Annotated in this window: 14 protein-coding genes and 1 pseudogene; 8 read left to right on the forward strand and 7 right to left on the reverse strand. The window is 58.8% G+C overall.

All coding sequences use genetic code 11. The annotated features are described in order from the left end of the window. The first annotated feature begins 3 nt into the window (after positions 1–3). A complete protein-coding gene (gene fapF, locus ACA058_RS17130) occupies positions 4–1,284 on the forward strand; it encodes a fibril amyloid transporter FapF (protein ID WP_497635067.1) in 1,281 nt (426 codons plus the stop codon). A 135-nt stretch (positions 1,285–1,419) separates the two neighbouring features. Here fapF and ACA058_RS17135 read toward each other — a convergent pair whose 3' ends face one another. Together ACA058_RS17135 and ACA058_RS17140 are read right to left on the reverse strand one after the other, a co-directional pair. Next, positions 1,420–2,415, reverse strand: a complete 996-nt coding sequence (locus ACA058_RS17135) for an IS110 family RNA-guided transposase (RefSeq protein ID WP_497634894.1) — start codon at positions 2,413–2,415, stop codon at positions 1,420–1,422. 440 nt (positions 2,416–2,855) lie between these two features. Beyond that, entirely contained in the window at positions 2,856–4,181 is a 1,326-nt protein-coding gene (locus ACA058_RS17140; protein WP_497635068.1) for a sigma-54 dependent transcriptional regulator, read from the reverse strand. 343 nt (positions 4,182–4,524) lie between these two features. Here ACA058_RS17140 and ACA058_RS17145 point away from each other — a divergent pair, with 343 nt between their 5' ends. The 3 genes from ACA058_RS17145 (at position 4,525) to nhaB (ending at position 7,948) form a co-directional block, all read left to right on the forward strand. Then, positions 4,525–4,791, forward strand: coding sequence for a hypothetical protein (locus ACA058_RS17145; RefSeq protein ID WP_497635069.1), 267 nt, complete (start codon positions 4,525–4,527; stop codon positions 4,789–4,791). 285 nt (positions 4,792–5,076) lie between these two features. After that, positions 5,077–6,366 carry a hypothetical protein gene (locus ACA058_RS17150; protein WP_497635070.1) on the forward strand — a complete coding sequence of 430 codons (1,290 nt, stop codon included), beginning with the start codon at positions 5,077–5,079 and terminating at the stop codon, positions 6,364–6,366. Positions 6,367–6,445: 79 nt separating this feature from the next. Next, positions 6,446–7,948 carry a sodium/proton antiporter NhaB gene (gene nhaB, locus ACA058_RS17155; RefSeq protein WP_497635071.1) on the forward strand — a complete coding sequence of 501 codons (1,503 nt, stop codon included), beginning with the start codon at positions 6,446–6,448 and terminating at the stop codon, positions 7,946–7,948. Positions 7,949–8,132: 184 nt separating this feature from the next. Here the strand turns inward: nhaB and zwf are convergent, their stop codons facing one another. Together zwf and gnd are read right to left on the reverse strand one after the other, a co-directional pair. Beyond that, positions 8,133–9,656 (reverse strand): glucose-6-phosphate dehydrogenase, encoded by a 1,524-nt coding sequence (zwf, locus tag ACA058_RS17160; RefSeq protein WP_497635072.1) that lies wholly within the window; start codon positions 9,654–9,656, stop codon positions 8,133–8,135. Beyond that, positions 9,653–10,633, reverse strand: a complete 981-nt coding sequence (gene gnd / locus ACA058_RS17165; protein WP_497635073.1) for a phosphogluconate dehydrogenase (NAD(+)-dependent, decarboxylating) — start codon at positions 10,631–10,633, stop codon at positions 9,653–9,655. The genes zwf and gnd overlap by 4 nt, the downstream gene beginning before the upstream one ends. Positions 10,634–10,905: 272 nt before the next feature. Here gnd and ACA058_RS17170 point away from each other — a divergent pair, with 272 nt between their 5' ends. The 4 genes from ACA058_RS17170 to ACA058_RS17185 all read left to right on the forward strand — a co-directional run bounded on the left by ACA058_RS17170 (position 10,906) and on the right by ACA058_RS17185 (position 15,806). Then, positions 10,906–11,082: a DUF6026 family protein gene (locus ACA058_RS17170; RefSeq protein WP_175645467.1), complete on the forward strand. Its 177-nt coding sequence runs from the start codon at positions 10,906–10,908 to the stop codon at positions 11,080–11,082. A gap of 197 nt (positions 11,083–11,279) precedes the next feature. Then, positions 11,280–13,010: a phosphoethanolamine transferase CptA gene (locus ACA058_RS17175; RefSeq protein WP_497635074.1), complete on the forward strand. Its 1,731-nt coding sequence runs from the start codon at positions 11,280–11,282 to the stop codon at positions 13,008–13,010. 231 nt (positions 13,011–13,241) lie between these two features. Next, complete coding sequence (locus ACA058_RS17180; RefSeq protein ID WP_497635075.1) at positions 13,242–15,482, forward strand: TonB-dependent siderophore receptor; 2,241 nt, start codon at positions 13,242–13,244, stop codon at positions 15,480–15,482. A gap of 108 nt (positions 15,483–15,590) precedes the next feature. Beyond that, on the forward strand, positions 15,591–15,806 hold the full coding sequence (locus ACA058_RS17185) for a hypothetical protein (RefSeq protein ID WP_497635076.1): 216 nt from the start codon (positions 15,591–15,593) through the stop codon (positions 15,804–15,806). 133 nt (positions 15,807–15,939) lie between these two features. Here ACA058_RS17185 and ACA058_RS17190 read toward each other — a convergent pair. The 3 genes and pseudogenes from ACA058_RS17190 to zapE all read right to left on the reverse strand — a co-directional run. Then, positions 15,940–16,122, reverse strand: a pseudogene (locus ACA058_RS17190) (GNAT family N-acetyltransferase); the annotation flags it as partial. A 9-nt stretch (positions 16,123–16,131) separates the two neighbouring features. Then, a complete protein-coding gene (locus ACA058_RS17195) occupies positions 16,132–16,713 on the reverse strand; it encodes a DinB family protein (protein ID WP_497635077.1) in 582 nt (193 codons plus the stop codon). Between the two features lie 18 nt (positions 16,714–16,731). Next, positions 16,732–17,850 (reverse strand): cell division protein ZapE, encoded by a 1,119-nt coding sequence (gene zapE, locus ACA058_RS17200; RefSeq protein WP_497635078.1) that lies wholly within the window; start codon positions 17,848–17,850, stop codon positions 16,732–16,734. Positions 17,851–17,855: the final 5 nt, after the last annotated feature.

The raw sequence follows: 17,855 nt of genomic DNA on the forward strand, positions 1-17,855 counted from the left end.
CCCATGCACCGATCGTTAACGTTCAGAGTTATCGTCTGTTTGAGTAGCCTGGCACCGGCCCCATTGCTATACGCAGCACCGGATCCCCAGGTAGAAGCACTAAAACAAGAACTCATGGAGTTGAAAAAGCGTTACGAAGCACAACAGAACGCGCTGATGGTACTTGAACAGCGCGTTCGCCAAGTCGAAGAAGCACCTGCGACACCCGCTCCCAAACGCCTGACCAAGTCCCCCGCCGAAACGCCCAGGAGTGGCCAGACGGTGGCTGCAGGCGCGCCGGGAACCACAGGCAGTTCCTACGGGCAGTCGCTCAAGGATGACTCGGAACCGGCACAAAGCGTTTCCAACCTGTACGACGAAGCCAGCGGGTTCTTCGGCGGCGGCAAGTTCAGCGTCGAAACCGGCCTGACCTACACGCACTACGATACCCGTGCGCTGACGCTCAACGGCTTCCTGGCACTGGACTCGATTTTCCTCGGCAACATCAACCTTGACCGCATCAAGGCCGACAACTGGACACTGGACCTGACCGCCCGCTACAACGTGGCCCAACGCTGGCAGTTCGACATTAACGTCCCCGTGGTCTATCGCGAATCGACGTACTCCTCCGGTGGCGCCGGTGGCGCTGCCAACGGGATTTCAGACGCATCCGTTACCCGCGACCCGGCCATCGGCGATGTGAACGTTGGCGTTGCCTACAAGTTCCTGGATGAATCGGCCAACCTGCCCGACGCGGTGGTGACACTGCGCGTCAAGGCGCCGACCGGGGATGACCCTTACGGCATCAAGCTGGTCGAGGTCCCGGGCAACGATAACCTCGCAGTACCCGAAGACTTGCCTACCGGCAATGGTGTCTGGGCGATTACCCCTGGTATCTCGCTGGTCAAGACCTTCGACCCGGCCGTACTATTCGGCAGCCTGTCCTACACCTACAACATGGAAGACTCTTTCAGCGACATCAGCCCTACGGTCAACACCAAGGTGCCCGGGGACGTGAAGCTGGGCGATTCCTGGCAGATTGGCGCCGGCATTGCCTTCGCCTTGAACGAGAAGATGAGCATGTCGTTCTCGTTCACCGATCAGTTCGCCCGCAAGAGCAAGATCAAGCCGGACGGCGGCGATTGGCAATCGATTTCCAACAGCGACTACAACTCGGCCAACTTCAACATCGGCATGACCCTGGCCGCCACCGACAACCTGACGATCGTTCCCAACCTGGCCATCGGCCTGACCGACGACTCGCCGGACTTTTCCTTCAGCCTGAAATTCCCGTACTACTTCTGACCCACAACAAAGCCCCGTTGCGACTTCAATCGCAACGGGGCTTTTTCTGTAGGAGCGAGCATGCTCGCGATGGTCGTTAACGATTACGCGGGAAGCCTGACACCCCGTGGTGTCCTGTAGATACTCTGTTCACGGTCAAGCTTTCGCGAGATGTTTTTTGCTAAAAAGCTTGGCCGTATTAAATTCTTCTCCAGAGCGCATGCATGCCCATAACCCGGTTAGGTATTTGCGCATGACCGCGCCGATGGCCTGCATTTTCTTCTTGCCGCGCGCTACCAGTGCCTCGTAGAAGGCCTTCACATTCTCATCACAACGGATTGCCGTCATCGCCGGCATGAACATCGCTGCACGCAAGTAAGCATTACCGCACTTGGACATTCGTCCTGGCCGGTTCACGCTGGTGCCTGACTGGGTCAGTCTGACATCCAGGCCTGCATAGCGGCTTACCTGTGCCGATTTAAGCGTCACTGGAAGGGTCGTCAGCTCAGCCAGTGCGGCGATGGCCGAGGCCTCTCCAACGCCGGGCGCCGCCATCATGCAGCGAAATTGCAGGCTCAGATCAGGGCATTTGGCGATGGCGTCGCGCGCAGCCTGTTTTAATCGATCGATTCGAGCGTCCAACGCGCTTATCGCGTCTTTCTCATCCTCGATCAGCAGTGCGATGCTCGTTTCTGTCGCTTGTAGCGCATGCAGCTCGTTCTTGGCTCGCGTCCGATGGCCAATCAGTCGGTTGATGTGGCGACCAATCGCACGCAGCATCATCTGTTCCGCAGTGGGCGGGACCCACAGCCTAGGCCCCATACGCTCGCCGTATTCGGCCAGCAGTTGGGCATCGATCTGGTCAGTCTTGCTGTTTTGCAACATCAGCTTGGCAAAGTTGTGGAAGCTTTTGGGGTTGATCACCGAGACCGGCAAGCCGGCGGCGTGCAATTCCATCGCAAGATCCAGGTAGTAAATACCGGTAGCCTCCATGACAACGCTCAGCGGCTTGAGACGTAGCAGCTTTTCCACAGCGGCCTTGCGACCTTTGGGCGTGTGCAGAATGTCTCCATTGCCTGCTGCTTTGCCGTTCTGCCGCCATCCCATGGCTGAACTGCGAGCACTGATATCTATGCCGACATGCGCATTCATTGCTTTTCACTTCCTTGGCTTTAGGTAAGATTGCACCTGGTTCCCCCGACCTCGAACTTCATGCCACTGCAACCTTGTAATGCGAAGTCCGACTTGTCGGCTTCTCGATACTCTTCGTGGTGGGCAATGAGGCGGGGGGGCCTCTCTACAGACAAGGTCAGGAGCAAATCCTGCCTTCAGGAGCGATCGGCCTCCCCCAGAAACGTACTTGCTGTTGAATGAATCCTTGAGCGTAACCTCTCTCATGGAATCAAGGTCAACATACAAGGAGCGAGCATGCTCGCGATGGTCGTTAACGATTACGCGGGAAGCCTGACACCCCATGGTGTCCTGTAGGAGCGAGCATGCTCGCGATGGTCGTTAACGATTACGCGGGAAGCCTGACACCCCATGGTGTCCTGAAGTCCATCGCGAGCATGCTCGCTCCTACAGTTGTGGCTTTACCGGATCTGATGCTTGTGCAACAAACGGTAGAAGGTTGGCCTGGATATCCCCAGCACCTTGGCGGCGATGCTCAGATTATCGCTGTGGCGGTTAAGGACATCACACAAGGCCTGGCGCTCTGCCCGGTGCTTGTAGTCTTCCAGCGTGCCCATCGGCGCGGCAATGGCCTGATGGCTGATCAGCCCCAGGTCTCGCGCTTCGATCTGCCGGCCTTCGGCCAGTACCAAGCCGCGACGTACCCGGTTGGCCAGCTCGCGCACATTGCCCGGCCAGTCATGTTTGCCCATGGCTATCAAGGCGTCTTCACTGAAGCTACGCGGACGGCGGCCGGTTTCATGGCTATAGAAATGGGAAAAATGGTTGGCCAGCATCGACAGATCGCCATTGCGCTCCCGCAGGGGCGCGGTCGCGACTTGCAACACATTCAGGCGATAATACAGATCTTCGCGAAAGCTTTTCTTCTCGATCGCCGCCTCAAGATCGACATGGGTTGCAGCCAACACCCGCACATCCACCGGAATCGGCTGACTGCCGCCCACCCGCTCGATGTGTTTTTCCTGGAGGAATCGCAACAGGCTCGCCTGCAGCTCCAGGGGCAGATCACCGATCTCGTCGAGAAACAGCGTGCCGCCGTTAGCCGCTTCGATCCGCCCTACCTTGCGTTGATGGGCGCCAGTAAAGGCGCCCTTCTCGTGGCCGAACAGTTCAGACTGGATCAGGTGCTCGGGAATAGCCCCGCAATTGATCGCGACAAAGGGTTTACTGTGGCGCAGAGATTGTCGATGCAGCGTGCGGGCCACCAATTCTTTACCTGTGCCGCTTTCACCGCGAATCAACACCGGCGACTCGGTGGGCGCCAGCTTGCTCAGTAACTTGCGCAATTCGCGTATAGGCTTGCTGTCGCCCAGCAGTTCGTGCTCGGGTTGATCGATATGAACCGTGCCCTGCCCGCGCAGGCGCGCCATGCCAAAGGCCCGACCCAGTGTGACCTGGACCCTGGAGACATCGAATGGCAAGGTATGAAAATCGAAAAACCACTCGCAGACGAAATCCCCGACATTCTGTAGCCGCAGGACATCCTGATTGAGCACGGCGATCCACTCGGTACCGCTACGGCTGATCACCTCTTTGACGGTATCCGGATGCTCAAGGTGAAAGGGTTGTAATCGCAACAAGCCCACGTCACAGGTACGATCGGCGGCGTTGTCCAGCGAACAGCTGTCAACGTCCCAACCCACAGAGCGTAGTCCCGGTAACAGACGATGGCAGTCGTCGCAGGGATCCACCACTAATAAACGTCGTAAGGCTGGCGCTTCGCTCATGAGATTTCCTTGACGCCAAATTTTAGGATTTTTTATTAAAAACAGTCATTTGGCGGACCTGGCTGTAACATTAGCAAGAATTTGACGGGGGCTTGTACCGATTGACTATAGGTCTGCTGCGCAAAGAGTTATAAGAAGCGGTTTTTTCCAGCGACCTGACGAATGTTTTCTTTCATAACGCTTTCAAGCGAGCCTGTTTCCCGGAGGATATAAAAGAAAGTTGAAAATTCTTTTGATTGTGTGTGACCTGAACCCCGGTTGCGGGCATCAGTACAAGTAAGCAGCCGAACGGTAAGCCCAACCGACGGCAATTGACTTGATTGGGCCTATAGAGAGACGACCTATGAACGCCCCGCTCCGTGTCAACGAAGCTCTTCTGATTGCCGACCGTGCATTTAAACCCTTCAAATGCGTGGCCTGGTCCCCACAGGACGGTAATGGCGAACTGACCCTGACCGTTATCGACCGTACCAGTAACAGTATAGGACGCAAGCAGATCCCGAGCAGTGCCTATACCGATCCAGCGCAGCTTGAATGCTTGCTGGAACAGGCCCGCGCCGAGTTGAGCGAAGAAGGTTACACGCTACAATCGTGGTCGATGCCACAATAATTGTATTGCGGATTGCGCCGGGGTAATCCGCGCCCTTCCTGTGTTCTTAGTTGGCTGGCTTTTCACGTCAGTTGCACTTAAGACGCTTTCTTACTTGAACTTCGGCGCGCCGTGGATGCTTTGCTGGCTTGCCTTTGGTTCGAAAAGACACTGTTGTGGCACACAACGACTCTCCGCCTGTTAGTTCTGACAGTTGTGCATTCAATCATTCAGGGATTGAATATTCTCTTAATAGTCGCCACCACCCAACTTCTGGATCAGGACGACTCGCAAGGAGATGCGTGCATGTCAATCCAGTCCGTTTTGGCTTTCCCCGCAACAGTCCAGCATGCCGGAAAGCTCGACACCACCTTCGCTGCCAAAGGCACCGCCCAGGTGTATTTTTTTGGCAGCACTTCAAGCCTGGCCAACGACATCGCAATTGACTCACAGGGCCGGCTGCTGGTGGCGGCAAAGGTCGCAATGCCTGGCGGCAGCCGCTTTGGCCTGGCGCGTTTGCTGAAGGACGGTTCGGCGGACCTGGCCTTTGGCAAGCAAGGCAGTGTCATCGGGCAATTCGAACCGGGCTTCGAGGCCATGGCGGGCAAGGTGCAGGTGCTGCCCGATGGGCACATATTGATCGCCGGCCTGCAATACGAAAGCGAACAGCGCACGCTCCCCGCCCTGGCGTTGTTTGACCCGCAGGGTCAACCGGTTCAGCGTTTTGGCGACAATGGCCGCTGTGTCGTGCGGCTGCCAGGCAACTTGTCCCGGGGCATGCGCGATGTCTGGCTGCCCCCGGGAGTACCGGGCGCCGAAGCCTGCAGCGTCGACGTGCAGGAGGACGGTCGGATACTGCTGGTGGCCAATCATCACTTCGAACTGGCCGATCATGCCGCCATGCTGATACGGCTGAACGCCGATGGCACGCTGGACAACAGCTTCAATGGCCGCGGCTTTGTGGTGGTCAGGCACCTGCTGATGAATACCTGGCTCAGCAACGTGACGGTACAACGCGACGGTCGCATCCTGGTGGGAGGATCGATCAATTTTCCAGAAGAAGGCCTGGTGGCCCGCTATCACGCCGATGGCAGTCTGGACACCAGTTTTGCCCTGGATGGCTTCATGAGTTTCATGGCAAGCGGGCACGGTGCCCAGGTCAGCCAAATCGTCCAGCAGGACAACGGCGACGTGCAATGTTTTGGCAGCAGCCGCGACCCCATGCGATGCCTGGCCCTGAAAGTACACGCCAATGGTCGCCCGGATCATCGTTGCAATGGCGGCCAGGCGCAATTGCTGGAAATCGGTCACAGCGGTTGCCAGTGGACCGCCGCCCAAATGCAGCCGGACGGTAGCGTATTGACAGCCGGCGCCACCATTGGCGGCGTCGAGGCCGACTTTGTTTTGGGTCGATACCTGCCAGGCGGGCAACTCGATGGCGATTTTGGCAACGGCAGCGGATGGGTGCGCACCCGCCTGGGCCGCAGCCTCGACACGGCCACTTCGATCGCGGTGCAGGATGACGGTAACATCCTTGTCTGTGGCTATTCGCTGGACGGCAACTATCGAGCGATCATCGCACGCTACCTGGGCTAATTCGATGGACTTTTCCTACGCTTGATCTTCTGTCCGGCTTACGGCAAGTTGCGCGCTTCTTACATACAAGGAGTAGCCGATGTCCGGCTCGATGGCCCAGGCGTTCGCGCACAATTTTCTCGGCAACTCACCGCGCTGGTACAAGGCCTGCATTGTTGGCTTTCTGCTTCTCAACGCCATGACGTTATGGACCGCAGGCCCGGTGGTGGCTGGATGGTTGCTGGTGCTGGAATTCATTTTCACCCTGGCCATGGCCCTCAAATGTTATCCGCTGATGCCCGGCGGCTTGCTGTTGGTCGAAGCGCTGTTGCTGAAAATGACCACGCCCCAGGCGCTCTATGACGAGTTGCTGCACAACTTCCCGGTGATCCTGCTGCTGATGTTCATGGTCGCGGGTATCTACTTCATGAAAGACCTGCTGTTGTTTCTGTTCTCGCGCCTGCTGCTCGGGGTGCGCAGCAAGGCCCTGCTGGCGCTGATGTTCTGCTTTTTGTCGGCGTTCCTGTCGGCGTTTCTCGATGCCCTGACCGTGACTGCGGTGATCATCAGTGCCGCCGTCGGGTTTTACTCGGTGTACCACCGCGTCGCCTCGGGTAGCGATCCGCGCCAGGACAGTTCATTCTGCGATGATCAGCTCCTGCCCACCCTGCATCACGCCGACCTTGAGCAGTTCCGCGCGTTTTTGCGCAGCCTGCTGATGCACGGCGCCGTGGGCACGGCATTGGGTGGTGTGTGTACGCTGGTGGGCGAACCGCAGAACCTGCTGATTGGCCATGAAATGGGCTGGCAATTCGCCGAATTCTTCCTGAAAGTCGCGCCGGTTTCCTTGCCGGTGCTGGTCGCGGGCCTGGTCACCTGCGTCCTGCTGGAAAAACTGCGCTGGTTTGGTTACGGCACATTGCTGCCGGACAACGTACGCACCGTGCTGGCCAACTACGCCGCCCAGGACAATGCCGAACGCACCTCACGCCAGCGTGCAGCGTTGCTCGTGCAAGGTGTGGCTGCACTGATCCTGATTGCCGGGCTGGCCTTTCACGTGGCGGAAGTGGGCCTGATCGGGCTGATGGTGATCGTGCTGATCACGGCGTTCACCGGCATCACCGACGAGCACCGTCTGGGCAACGCGTTCAAGGACGCCATGCCCTTCACGGCGTTGCTGGTGGTGTTTTTCGCCGTGGTGGCGGTGATCCACGATCAACAGTTGTTCACGCCATTGATCCATTGGGTGTTGGCCCTGCCCGCCGACCAACAACCGGGCATGCTGTACGTCGCCAACGGTCTGCTCTCGGCCATCAGCGACAACGTGTTCGTGGCGACCATCTACATCACCGAAGTGAAACAGGCCTTCCTCTCCGGGCACATGAGCCGCGAGCATTTCGAGACGCTGGCGATTGCGATCAACACCGGCACCAACCTGCCCAGCGTGGCGACGCCCAATGGCCAGGCGGCGTTCCTGTTCCTGCTGACCTCGGCGATTGCACCGCTGATTCGCCTGTCGTATGGGCGGATGGTGTGGATGGCGTTACCGTATACAGTGGTGATGGGTGTGCTGGGTTGGTACGCCGTGAGTTATTGGCTGTAAACCCAATCCCCCTGTAGGAGCAAAGCTTGCTCGCGATTGGGCAACACCCGTCAACATAGAGGTTGAATGTCAGTCCGCTATCGCGAGCAAGCTTTGCTCCTACAGGTATCTGTGTGAGTCAGCGAGGGTGGATGTACCGCTCGATTGCCAACGCAGCCCCGTCTTCGGCATTGCGACACTTCACTCATCCGAGGCCGTGCCAGACGCGACCATCGCGAGCCAGCAGTTCTTCGGCGGCTTGCGGTCCGTTCTCACCCGCGGCATAGCTCTGCACGCTGGAATCCTGCTGCCAGGCGTCCAGGAAAGGTTGCACCGCACGCCAGCCGTTCTCGATGTTGTCGGCGCGCTGGAACAGCGTTTGATCGCCGGTCAGGCAATCGTAGATCAAGGTTTCATAGCCGGTGGACGGCTGCATTTCAAAGAAATCCTTGTAGGCAAACCCCAGTTCAATGTTGTCCATCTTCAGGGCCTGGCCAGGCCGCTTGGCCAGCAGGTCGAACCACATCCCTTCGTTGGGTTGAATCTGGATGCGCAGGTACGTCGGCGCCAGCTCATCGACTTCGGTATCGCGGAACTGCGCATAAGGCGCAGGTTTGAAGCAGATGACGATCTCGGTGTCGCGCACGCTCATGCGCTTGCCGGTACGCAGGTAGAACGGCACGCCGACCCAGCGCCAGTTGTCGATCATGACTTTCAGGGCGACATAGGTTTCGGTGTTGCTGTCGGGTGCCACCTTGTCTTCCTGGCGATAACCGGGCAGTGGCTTGCCATCGACTTCGCCAGCGGTGTACTGGCCGCGAACCGAATTGGCCCGCGCCTCCTCCACCGACCAGGGACGAATCGCCCCGACCACCTTGGCTTTCTCACCGCGAACCGCATCGGCGCCAAACGCGGCCGGTGGCTCCATGGCCACCATCGCCAACAACTGAAACAGGTGATTGGGCACCATGTCCCGCAGGGCACCGGTGTGTTCGTAAAAACTGCCACGGGTTTCCACACCGACGGTTTCGGCGGCGGTGATTTGCACGTGGTCGATGTAATGGTTGTTCCAGAAGGCTTCGAACAGGCTGTTGGAGAACCGGCTGACCAGGATGTTCTGCACGGTCTCCTTGCCCAGATAGTGGTCGATCCGGTAGATCTGCTTTTCCGTCATGACCTTGAGCAAGCAGGCGTTCAAGGCTTCGGCGGTTTGCAGGTCGGAACCGAAGGGCTTTTCGATCACCACCCTGCGGAACGCCTCGGGGTTTTCTTCCAGCAAGCCGGACGCGCCGAGACGGCGCACCACTTCACTGAAAAAGCGTGGCGCGGTGGCCAGGTAGAACACCGCGTTGCCAGTGCCGCTGGCGGCAATTTTTGCCGCCAGCGCTTGATAAGTGCTGTCGTCCAGGAAGTCGCCCTGGACGTAGCTGATGTTTTTGGCGAGCTTGGCCCACACAGCCGGATCAAGGGCCTGATCGCCCTTGCCGACCTTGGCGGCCACCTCGCTGCGAATGAAGTCTTCGAGCTTCTTCGCGAAGCCTTCATCGCTGATGGCGTTGTGGTCAACGCCGATGATCCGCAGGCCATCCCCGAGTAAACCGTCGCGCTTGAGGTTGTACAGCGCCGGCATCAGCAGGCGCTTGACCAGATCACCGTGGGCGCCGAACAGGAACAGCGTGGTGGGTGGCGCGGGTTCAGTCTTGGATTTCCTGCGGATCCCATGGGTCATTTTTTCGCAGTCTCCACGTGGCCGCCGAAGCCGAAGCGCTGGGCCGAGAGAATCTTGTCGCCAAAGGTGCCTTGCCCGCGGGAACGGTAGCGAGAGAACAGTGCGGTCGTCAGCACGGTTGCCGGTACTGCTTGTTCCATGGCCGCTTCGACGGTCCAGCGACCCTCCCCGCTGTCCGCCACCGAACCAGAGTATCCGTCGAGTTTCGGATCGCTGGCCAGGGCGTCGGCCGTCAAGTCCAGCAGCCAGGACGACACCACGCTGCCACGACGCCAGACTTCGGCGATGTCAGCGACGTTCAGGTCGAAGCGCTGGTCTGGCGGCAGGATCTCGCTGGACTTGGTTTTCAGGATGTCGAAGCCTTCGGCAAAGGCCTGCATCATTCCGTACTCGATACCGTTGTGGATCATCTTGACGAAATGCCCGGCACCGGCCGGACCGGCGTGGATGTAGCCATGCTCGGCACGATCGTCATCGGACTTGCGGCCCTTGGTGCGCGGAATGTCACCCATGCCCGGCGCCAGGGTCTTGAACAGCGGATCAAGACGCTTTACGGTCTCGGTATCGCCGCCGATCATCATGCAATAGCCGCGCTCCAGGCCCCAGACGCCGCCGGAGGTGCCGACGTCGATGTAGTGCAGGCCTTTTTCCGAGAGGGTCTTGGCCCGGCGGATGTCGTCCTTATAGAAGGTGTTGCCGCCGTCGATGATGGTATCGCCGGCTTCGAGCAAGGTGCTCAAGGTATCGATGGTGTCTTCGGTCGGTGCGCCTGCTGGCAGCATGACCCACACCGCTCGTGGTTTGGCCAGGCCAGCGACCAGGGCCGGCAGATCGGCGACGCCTGTGGCGCCATCGATGCTCAAGGTATCGACGAAAATGGTATTGCGGTCGTACACAACGGTGGTATGTCCGTTGAGCATCAGGCGCCGCGCAATATTGCCGCCCATGCGGCCCAGTCCAATAATCCCGAGTTGCATGTGCTGATGCTCCCTACTACAAATAAAAGTGTGTCAAAGGTATAGCCCAACGCGACTCATGAGGTTAGTCCAGAGCGTTGGCATGAAGTTTCCGGGCATTGTGCCCGATCCTGATGGATAACGTCGGGAATCGTGCCGAAGACACAACGACCATGAAAAATAAAAAAGTTCCCTTCGGGGGCAAAAGAAATCAAAATTGGCGCCGATAGTAGATCAGCCACCGATTTCGGCGGCCAACCTACAGTTGAGACACGCCATTTGCGAGGTGAGCAATGGGCACAGTACACACCGCACTGCCAGCACAAACCCTTTACGTCACTATCCGTCGCGATGAATTGCGTCAGTTGAAAGACGAGCGCGACCAGTTGAAACAGGAGCTGGCGCAACTGCGCTTGCTGATCCAGGGGCAACAGCCCTTGCCCGTCACCCAGCGGGCTCCTCACGCCTGACCTCCTCGCCAGAATCGGAAGCAGCGTTGCACTGCTTCCGACACGCCATATGTCCGCTACCTCCGGCAACTCACGAAGTTTTCACATTCGCTTGTTGATACTTCGGCGCAATGTGCGCCGCTTGGACCGCGCGCGGCCTCCGTTCTTCGGTGTCCGTGTTGCCTGGCGGCGCTAGTAATTACTGGCTGGAGCGTTGAATGACTTGGTTTAAACGCAGCGATACGTCTGCGAAAGGTTTCGATTGGACAGGATTTCTCTGGTTGTTCCTGTTCTTCTGGTATTTTTCCGGCATCACCCAACTGTTGATCCAGCTGACCGGCACCTCCGGTTTCACCGGTTTTCGCCAGGCGTTCGTGATGAGTGCCATCTGGCTGGCGCCGATGCTGTTGTTTCCCAGACAAACCCGAGTGATGGCCGCGGTCATCGGCGTGGTGCTGTGGGCGTGCTCGATGGCCAGCCTCGGTTACTTCTTCATCTATCAGCAGGAATTCTCGCAAAGCGTCATCTTCATCATGTTCGAATCGAACGTGTCCGAAGCCGGCGAGTACATGACCCAGTATTTTGCCTGGTGGATGGTTCCGGCCTTCCTCGCGCACACCGCGGTCGGCTATTTCCTGTGGACACGCCTGCGCCCGGTGTACCTGCCTCGCGCCAAGGCCCTGGTGGCGGCCACCGCCATACTGGTCGGCGTGGTCGGTTATCCGCTGGTCAAGCACACCTTGCGTACCGGCAGCTTCGCCGAGGGTTTCGAGAAATTCGAAACCCGCATCGAGCCGGCGGTGCCGTGGCAAATGGCCGTGGCTTATCACCGATACCTCGATACCCTGGCCAACATGCAGCAGATGCTGCACAGCGCGAGCAAGGTCGCGCCGCTGCACAACTTCAAGGATTCGACGGCCAACCAGCCCGCCACCCTGGTGCTGGTGATTGGCGAATCCACCAACCGTCAGCGCATGAGCCTGTACGGCTACCCTCGGCAAACCACCCCGGAACTGGACAAGCTCAAGGACCAACTGGCGGTCTTCGATAACGTCATCACGCCGCGCCCCTACACCATCGAGGCGTTGCAACAGGTGCTGACCTTCGCCGACGAAGAAAACCCAGAGCTGTACCTGTCCACGCCGTCATTGGTCGCCATGATGAAACAGGCCGGCTACAAGACGTTCTGGATCACCAACCAACAGACCATGACCAAGCGCAACACCATGCTCACGACCTTCTCCGAGCAGGCCGACGAACAGGTGTACCTCAACAACAACCGCAACCAGAATGCCGCCCAATACGATGGCGACGTGATCGAGCCGTTCAACAAGGCCCTGGCCGACGCGGCACCGCGCAAGCTGATCGTGGTGCATCTACTTGGCACGCACATGAGCTACCAGTATCGCTACCCTGCGACCTTCGACAAGTTCAAGGACCGCAACGGCGTTCCGGCCGGTGTGCGGGACGATCAACTGCCAACCTATAACAGCTATGACAACGCCGTGCTGTACAACGATTTCGTGGTGTCGAGCCTGATCAAGGACTTCGCCAAGGCTGACCCGAACGGCTTCCTGTTTTACCTCTCCGACCACGGTGAAGACGTGTTCGACTCCCCTGGCCATGGCACCCTCGGGCGCAACGAGAACAAGCCGACGGCGCCGATGTACACCATCCCGTTCATGGCATGGGCCTCGCCAAAATGGCGCGAAACCCACGACTGGAACTTTGCCGGCGACCTGGGGCGTCCGTACAGCAGTTCGCACCTGATCCATACCTGGGCAGACCTGGCGGGCCTGAGCTTCGATGAACTCGATCGCAGCAAGAGCGTGGTCAGCGACAGCTTCAAGCCACGGCCATTGCTGATCGGCAACCCTTACGAGCGGCAACAGCGGCCATTGATTGATTTCAGTCTGATCAAACCCAAGGCGGCAGTTGCGCAGAAATAACCTGTACCTGTAGGAGCGAGCATGCTCGCGATGGTCGTCAACGAAAACGCGGGCTGTCTGACAACCCGCGGTGTTTGTGCCTCCATCGCGAGCATGCTCGCTCCTACAGGGGGTTTTGTGAACCAGAAAAACCTTATAATAATAATTATTCTCGTTTAATCCTAAATCCCTCCCGCCTCCTTCGTCTTTGAATCAACGGATTTTTCCCTCGACGACAAGGAGTCGGCCGCGATGTTCGCGCCTATCACCCGTTCCATGACTTTTACCCTTGGCCTGTGCAGTGCTGCACTGAGCCCGGATCTGCTGGCTGAAACCGAGACCGAGACCGCGCCCTTGGCGCCAACCCTTATGCTCGGCGCCACCAACGTCACCGCTCAGAGCCTGGGCAGCACCACCGAAAATACCGAGTCGTACACCACCGGTGCCATGAGCACGGCCACCCGGCTGCCCATGTCGATCAAGGAAACACCGCAATCGGTTTCCGTGGTCACCCGCCAGCAAATGGACGATTTCAAACTCGGCAGCCTGTCCGAAGCCATGAGCCAGACCACCGGCATAGTGGTCCAGCACAACGACTCGGACCGGGTCAGCTATTCCTCGCGCGGCTATTCCATCAACAATTTCCAGGTCGATGGAATGCTGAATACCTTCAGCTACATGAAGTCCGATTCCGACACCATCATCTACGACCGCATCGAAGTGGTACGCGGTGCAACGGGGTTGACCACCGGCGCGGGGGATCCTTCGGCGACCATCAACATGGTGCGCAAGCGGCCGACTTCGCAGTGGCAAGCCAAGACCGGTATCAGTGGCGGTAGCTACGACGACTACTACAGCTACCTGGACGTCGGCGGTCCGCTGGCCTTCGACGGGCGACTGCGCGGTCGTGGGGTGGTGGCCTACCGCGACAGCGATTCGTACCGGGACAAATACCAGCAGCAACGGGAAGTCGGGTACGGGGTGCTCGAGGCCGACCTGACCGACGACACCCTGCTGGCGGTGGGTTACGACTATCAGAACAAGCACGTGCAAGGCACATCGTGGGGCACGGTGCCGTACTGGAACTCCGACGGCAGCAAGGCCAACCTCGGGCGCTCGACCAACATGGCCACGTCCTGGAGTTCCTGGCCGCTCAAGGACAAAACCGCGTTTGCCAACGTCGATCATCAACTGGGCGGCGGATGGCAGCTCAAGGCGGCGTACACTCATCGCGAAAGTGACACCGACGGCAAGATCTACTACGGCGGTGGCGGCTTCCCGAATGCCGATCGCAGCGGCATGGTCGCCAATGTCAGCCATATGATCGGCACGCAGAAAATGCAGGCCTATGACTTCAACGTCTCCGGCCCCTACACGCTGCTGGGGCGCGATCACGAAATGATGGTCGGCTATGGCGAGGCCGAACGCAGTGATGAAAGTCCTTACACGCAAGACGGCCCAAGAGCAGCGGATTACGAAAACGTCCCTGACTGGAAGTACATGGGCAACATCGGCAAATTCCCCGACACCGTTACCAGCCTAACCGGCTCGAAAGACTATACCCGGCAGAAAGCCGGCTACCTGGCTACGCGCCTGAACCTCACCCATGAACTGCACGCCGTCCTCGGCAGCCGCTACGGCAGCTGGAAAACCTCGACCACCGCCAACAACTACGACGACAACTTGCAATTGAGCGGCATCGACCACAGCAGCCAGCAACAAAACGACATGTGGACGCCCTACGCCGGACTGCTTTACGACCTGACCCCGGAGTACACCGTTTACGTCAGCTACACCGACATTTTCAAACCGCAGACCAACCGCGACAGCAGTCGCAAATACCTCGAACCGGTGGTGGGCAGCAATTATGAACTGGGGCTCAAGGGCAGCCTGCTGGAAGAGCGATTGAACCTGGCCACCGCGCTGTTCTGGAGCAAGCAGGACAACGTCGCGGAACTGGACGACTCGGTGCCACCGGATCCGGTGACCGGCGAGGAGTTCTACAAATCCAGCGGTAAAGGCAACAAGGTGCAAGGCTTCGAAGCCGAGCTGTCAGGCGAAGTCATGGAGGGCTGGAACATGACCGCTGGTTATACCTACACCCATTCGGTAGACGGAGAAAAACAACGGATCAACACGGTTCAGCCGTTGAACATGGTCCGCTTCTCCACGGCCTATCACCTGCCCGGCGAGTGGCAGGCGCTGACCGTGGGGGCTGCGCTGAACTGGCAGAGCGACATTTACCGCGGCGCCAGTCGCCCGGTCGGGCGCCGTGCCGATGGCAGCGTGATCACCGAGCGCACGGACATCCAGCAGGAGGCCTACACCGTGGTCAACCTGATGTCGCGCTACGAATTCGACCAGCACCTGTCGGCGTCGTTGAACGTCAACAACCTGTTCGACAAGAAGTATTACGACAACGTCGGGTTCTACAACGGTGTGTACTGGGGCGACCCGCGCACGGTGACCCTGAGCCTGGACTGGAAACTCTAAGGCGATGTTAATTCCCATTTAACGGAATCGGCGGATAATGAGCGTTCGACTTTGATTCATTGACTCATGGACGAACGGCATCCGACATCTGTAAGTGGGAGGCACACCATGAAAAGATCTACGTTGATCCTCGCGGTCCTGATGACGTTAGGCTCCGCCAGCGCCTTTGCCGAAGGCGGCGCCGAACGCATGCGCTACTACTACGAAACCTTGCGCTACAACCAGCAAGTGGCGCTGGGCAACATCACGCCAAGCCAGGCGAATGAGCTGCGGGTGCCGGACGATCAAACCGCGCAAATGACCGAGTCCTACAGACCGAAATGATTCACCTCTGACTGCCTGTCTGTCTGTCTGTAGGAGCGAGCCTGCTCGCGATGGAGGTCAACGATAACGCGGGGCACCAGATACCCCTCGTATCCTTGAGTTTTTCGCGAGCAGGCTCGCTCCTACAACAGCATTAAATGGGCTTGATCCAGAACATCATGCGCCCGTGCGCCGGATCGATCTCGCCCGGGGCAAAGCCGAACTTGGCGTAGGACGCCTGCGCCAGCGCATTGCCTTCCAGTACCTCCAGGGTGATTTTGCAGCAGCCGCGCTGACGGGCAATGTCCTCGACCTTGTGCAGCATTCGTTGGCTCATCTTTTGATTTTAATGTCCCCAAATCAACGCTTCAGTCCATCCCAGCTCGGCAAAATCCTCAGCCCGCAGGCGTGACTCACCGGCACAGAAAAACTCGTCCAGCTGTGGCGGCTTGACCAAAGTGCCGCTGAGCATCGCGTGGACCTGCCCGCGATGGTGAATCTGATGCTCGAAAAGATGCGACAGCAGGCGCAAGCGGCTGTCGTATTGCGGTGTGTCCCGGGCGATAGTCACGATCTTGCCGAGGTCGGCATCGCGCATTTGCTCGCAATAGGCAATCAATCGTCGGTCTACCTGGGCCTGTTCGCGCTTGAGGTCGGTCGCATGGGTGAACGGCTCGTCGTCCTTGAAGAATACGTAGCAATCAGGATGGGGATCATCACCGCGCAACTCGCGCTCAAGGGCATCCACGTAGAACCAGTCGCAGGTCAGGATGTGGTTGAGGGTAGCAAAGAGACTGGGAAAGAAACTGACCCGGGGTGCCGCCAACTCCTCCTGATTCAACTGACACCAGGCCTTGGCCAGTCGGTGATTGGCCCAGGCATTCTGATAGGCCATGGTCAACATATGGTGCGACAGAGGTTGATTCATGTTCACGCCTCCTGGATTTCACGCCTCGGCGAAACGTTGCAGCTGCATTTCCTGCAGGCGGCTGAGGGTTCGACGGAATGGAAATTCCAGGTAGCCCTCGGTGTAAAGCGAGTCCATGGGCACCTGGGCTTCGAGGTACAGCGGCACTTTGCGGTCGTAACACTCGTCCACCAGCGCGATGAAACGCCGTACACCGTCGTCGTGCACCGACAACTGCGGCAATTCGCGGTCGCCTGCCACCACGCGCTCGACCCCGTCCTCAGTGCCGCGGGCAATGCGCCCTGCACGCTTTTGCGCGCTGAGGTTGGGCACGTCACCTAGAAGAATAGCGCTGAAGGTGTCGCACAGGGTCATGAAATCCATCGCGGCAAAGGGCTGTTCACAGAGATCAAAGTAACGGCACCAGAGTACGCTCTGGCTGGCCTGCACCACATCGAGGGAACGAAAGCCGACCTTGATCGGCGCGCTGGAAACCGCTTGGCCCAGGGTCAGCACCTTGAATACGTCACCCAGTGCACTGGGCTGTCCCGGCGCGGCCACCCAGTAACGTTGCAAGCCCTGCCCCGGATGCAGGCGATGATCTTCGCCGCCGTCCACCGCGATCACCTGCATGTGCTGTTTGATCGCGGCGATGGCAGGCGTGAAGCGGTCGCGGTTGAAGCCGTCGGCGTACAGCTGGTCCGGGGGAAGGTTGGAGGTGCAGACCACTACCACGCCCTGTTCGAACATCACCTGGAACAAACGCCCGAGAATGATCGCATCACCGATGTCATTGACGAACAACTCGTCAAAGCACAGCACGCGCACTTCTTCGCTCAGTTCGCGGGCCAAGGCCTGCAACGGGTCGGGGGTACCGGTCAGCTGAAACGAACGCTGGTGCACCCAACCCATGAAATGATGAAAGTGCTGACGCCGGGCCGGCACCCGCAGGTGTTGGTAAAACTGGTCCATCAACCAGGTCTTGCCACGCCCGACCGGGCCCCAGAGGTACACGCCCATGATCGGCTTGCGGCCTTCATGCAGCGCTTCATGGCATTTCTGCAAGGCCCAGACAGCATGTTCTTGGGCTTCGTCCTGGACGAAACCCTTCTGTTCAATCGCGTGCTGCCAGGCACTGAGGGGGGAGTCGACATTCATGCGCG

This window comes from Pseudomonas sp. LBUM1649 (assembly GCF_059716155.1).

Bases quoted from the DNA above. Each gene is read 5' to 3' on its own strand.
- fapF (WP_497635067.1), top strand. From the start codon at position 4: ATGCACCGATCGTTAACGTTCAGAGTTATCGTCTGTTTGAGTAGCCTG.
- ACA058_RS17135 (WP_497634894.1), bottom strand. From the start codon at position 2,415: ATGAATGCGCATGTCGGCATAGATATCAGTGCTCGCAGTTCAGCCATG.
- ACA058_RS17140 (WP_497635068.1), bottom strand. From the start codon at position 4,181: ATGAGCGAAGCGCCAGCCTTACGACGTTTATTAGTGGTGGATCCCTGC.
- ACA058_RS17145 (WP_497635069.1), top strand. From the start codon at position 4,525: ATGAACGCCCCGCTCCGTGTCAACGAAGCTCTTCTGATTGCCGACCGT.
- ACA058_RS17150 (WP_497635070.1), top strand. From the start codon at position 5,077: ATGTCAATCCAGTCCGTTTTGGCTTTCCCCGCAACAGTCCAGCATGCC.
- nhaB (WP_497635071.1), top strand. From the start codon at position 6,446: ATGTCCGGCTCGATGGCCCAGGCGTTCGCGCACAATTTTCTCGGCAAC.
- zwf (WP_497635072.1), bottom strand. From the start codon at position 9,656: ATGACCCATGGGATCCGCAGGAAATCCAAGACTGAACCCGCGCCACCC.
- gnd (WP_497635073.1), bottom strand. From the start codon at position 10,633: ATGCAACTCGGGATTATTGGACTGGGCCGCATGGGCGGCAATATTGCG.
- ACA058_RS17170 (WP_175645467.1), top strand. From the start codon at position 10,906: ATGGGCACAGTACACACCGCACTGCCAGCACAAACCCTTTACGTCACT.
- ACA058_RS17175 (WP_497635074.1), top strand. From the start codon at position 11,280: ATGACTTGGTTTAAACGCAGCGATACGTCTGCGAAAGGTTTCGATTGG.
- ACA058_RS17180 (WP_497635075.1), top strand. From the start codon at position 13,242: ATGTTCGCGCCTATCACCCGTTCCATGACTTTTACCCTTGGCCTGTGC.
- ACA058_RS17185 (WP_497635076.1), top strand. From the start codon at position 15,591: ATGAAAAGATCTACGTTGATCCTCGCGGTCCTGATGACGTTAGGCTCC.
- ACA058_RS17195 (WP_497635077.1), bottom strand. From the start codon at position 16,713: ATGAATCAACCTCTGTCGCACCATATGTTGACCATGGCCTATCAGAAT.
- zapE (WP_497635078.1), bottom strand. From the start codon at position 17,850: ATGAATGTCGACTCCCCCCTCAGTGCCTGGCAGCACGCGATTGAACAG.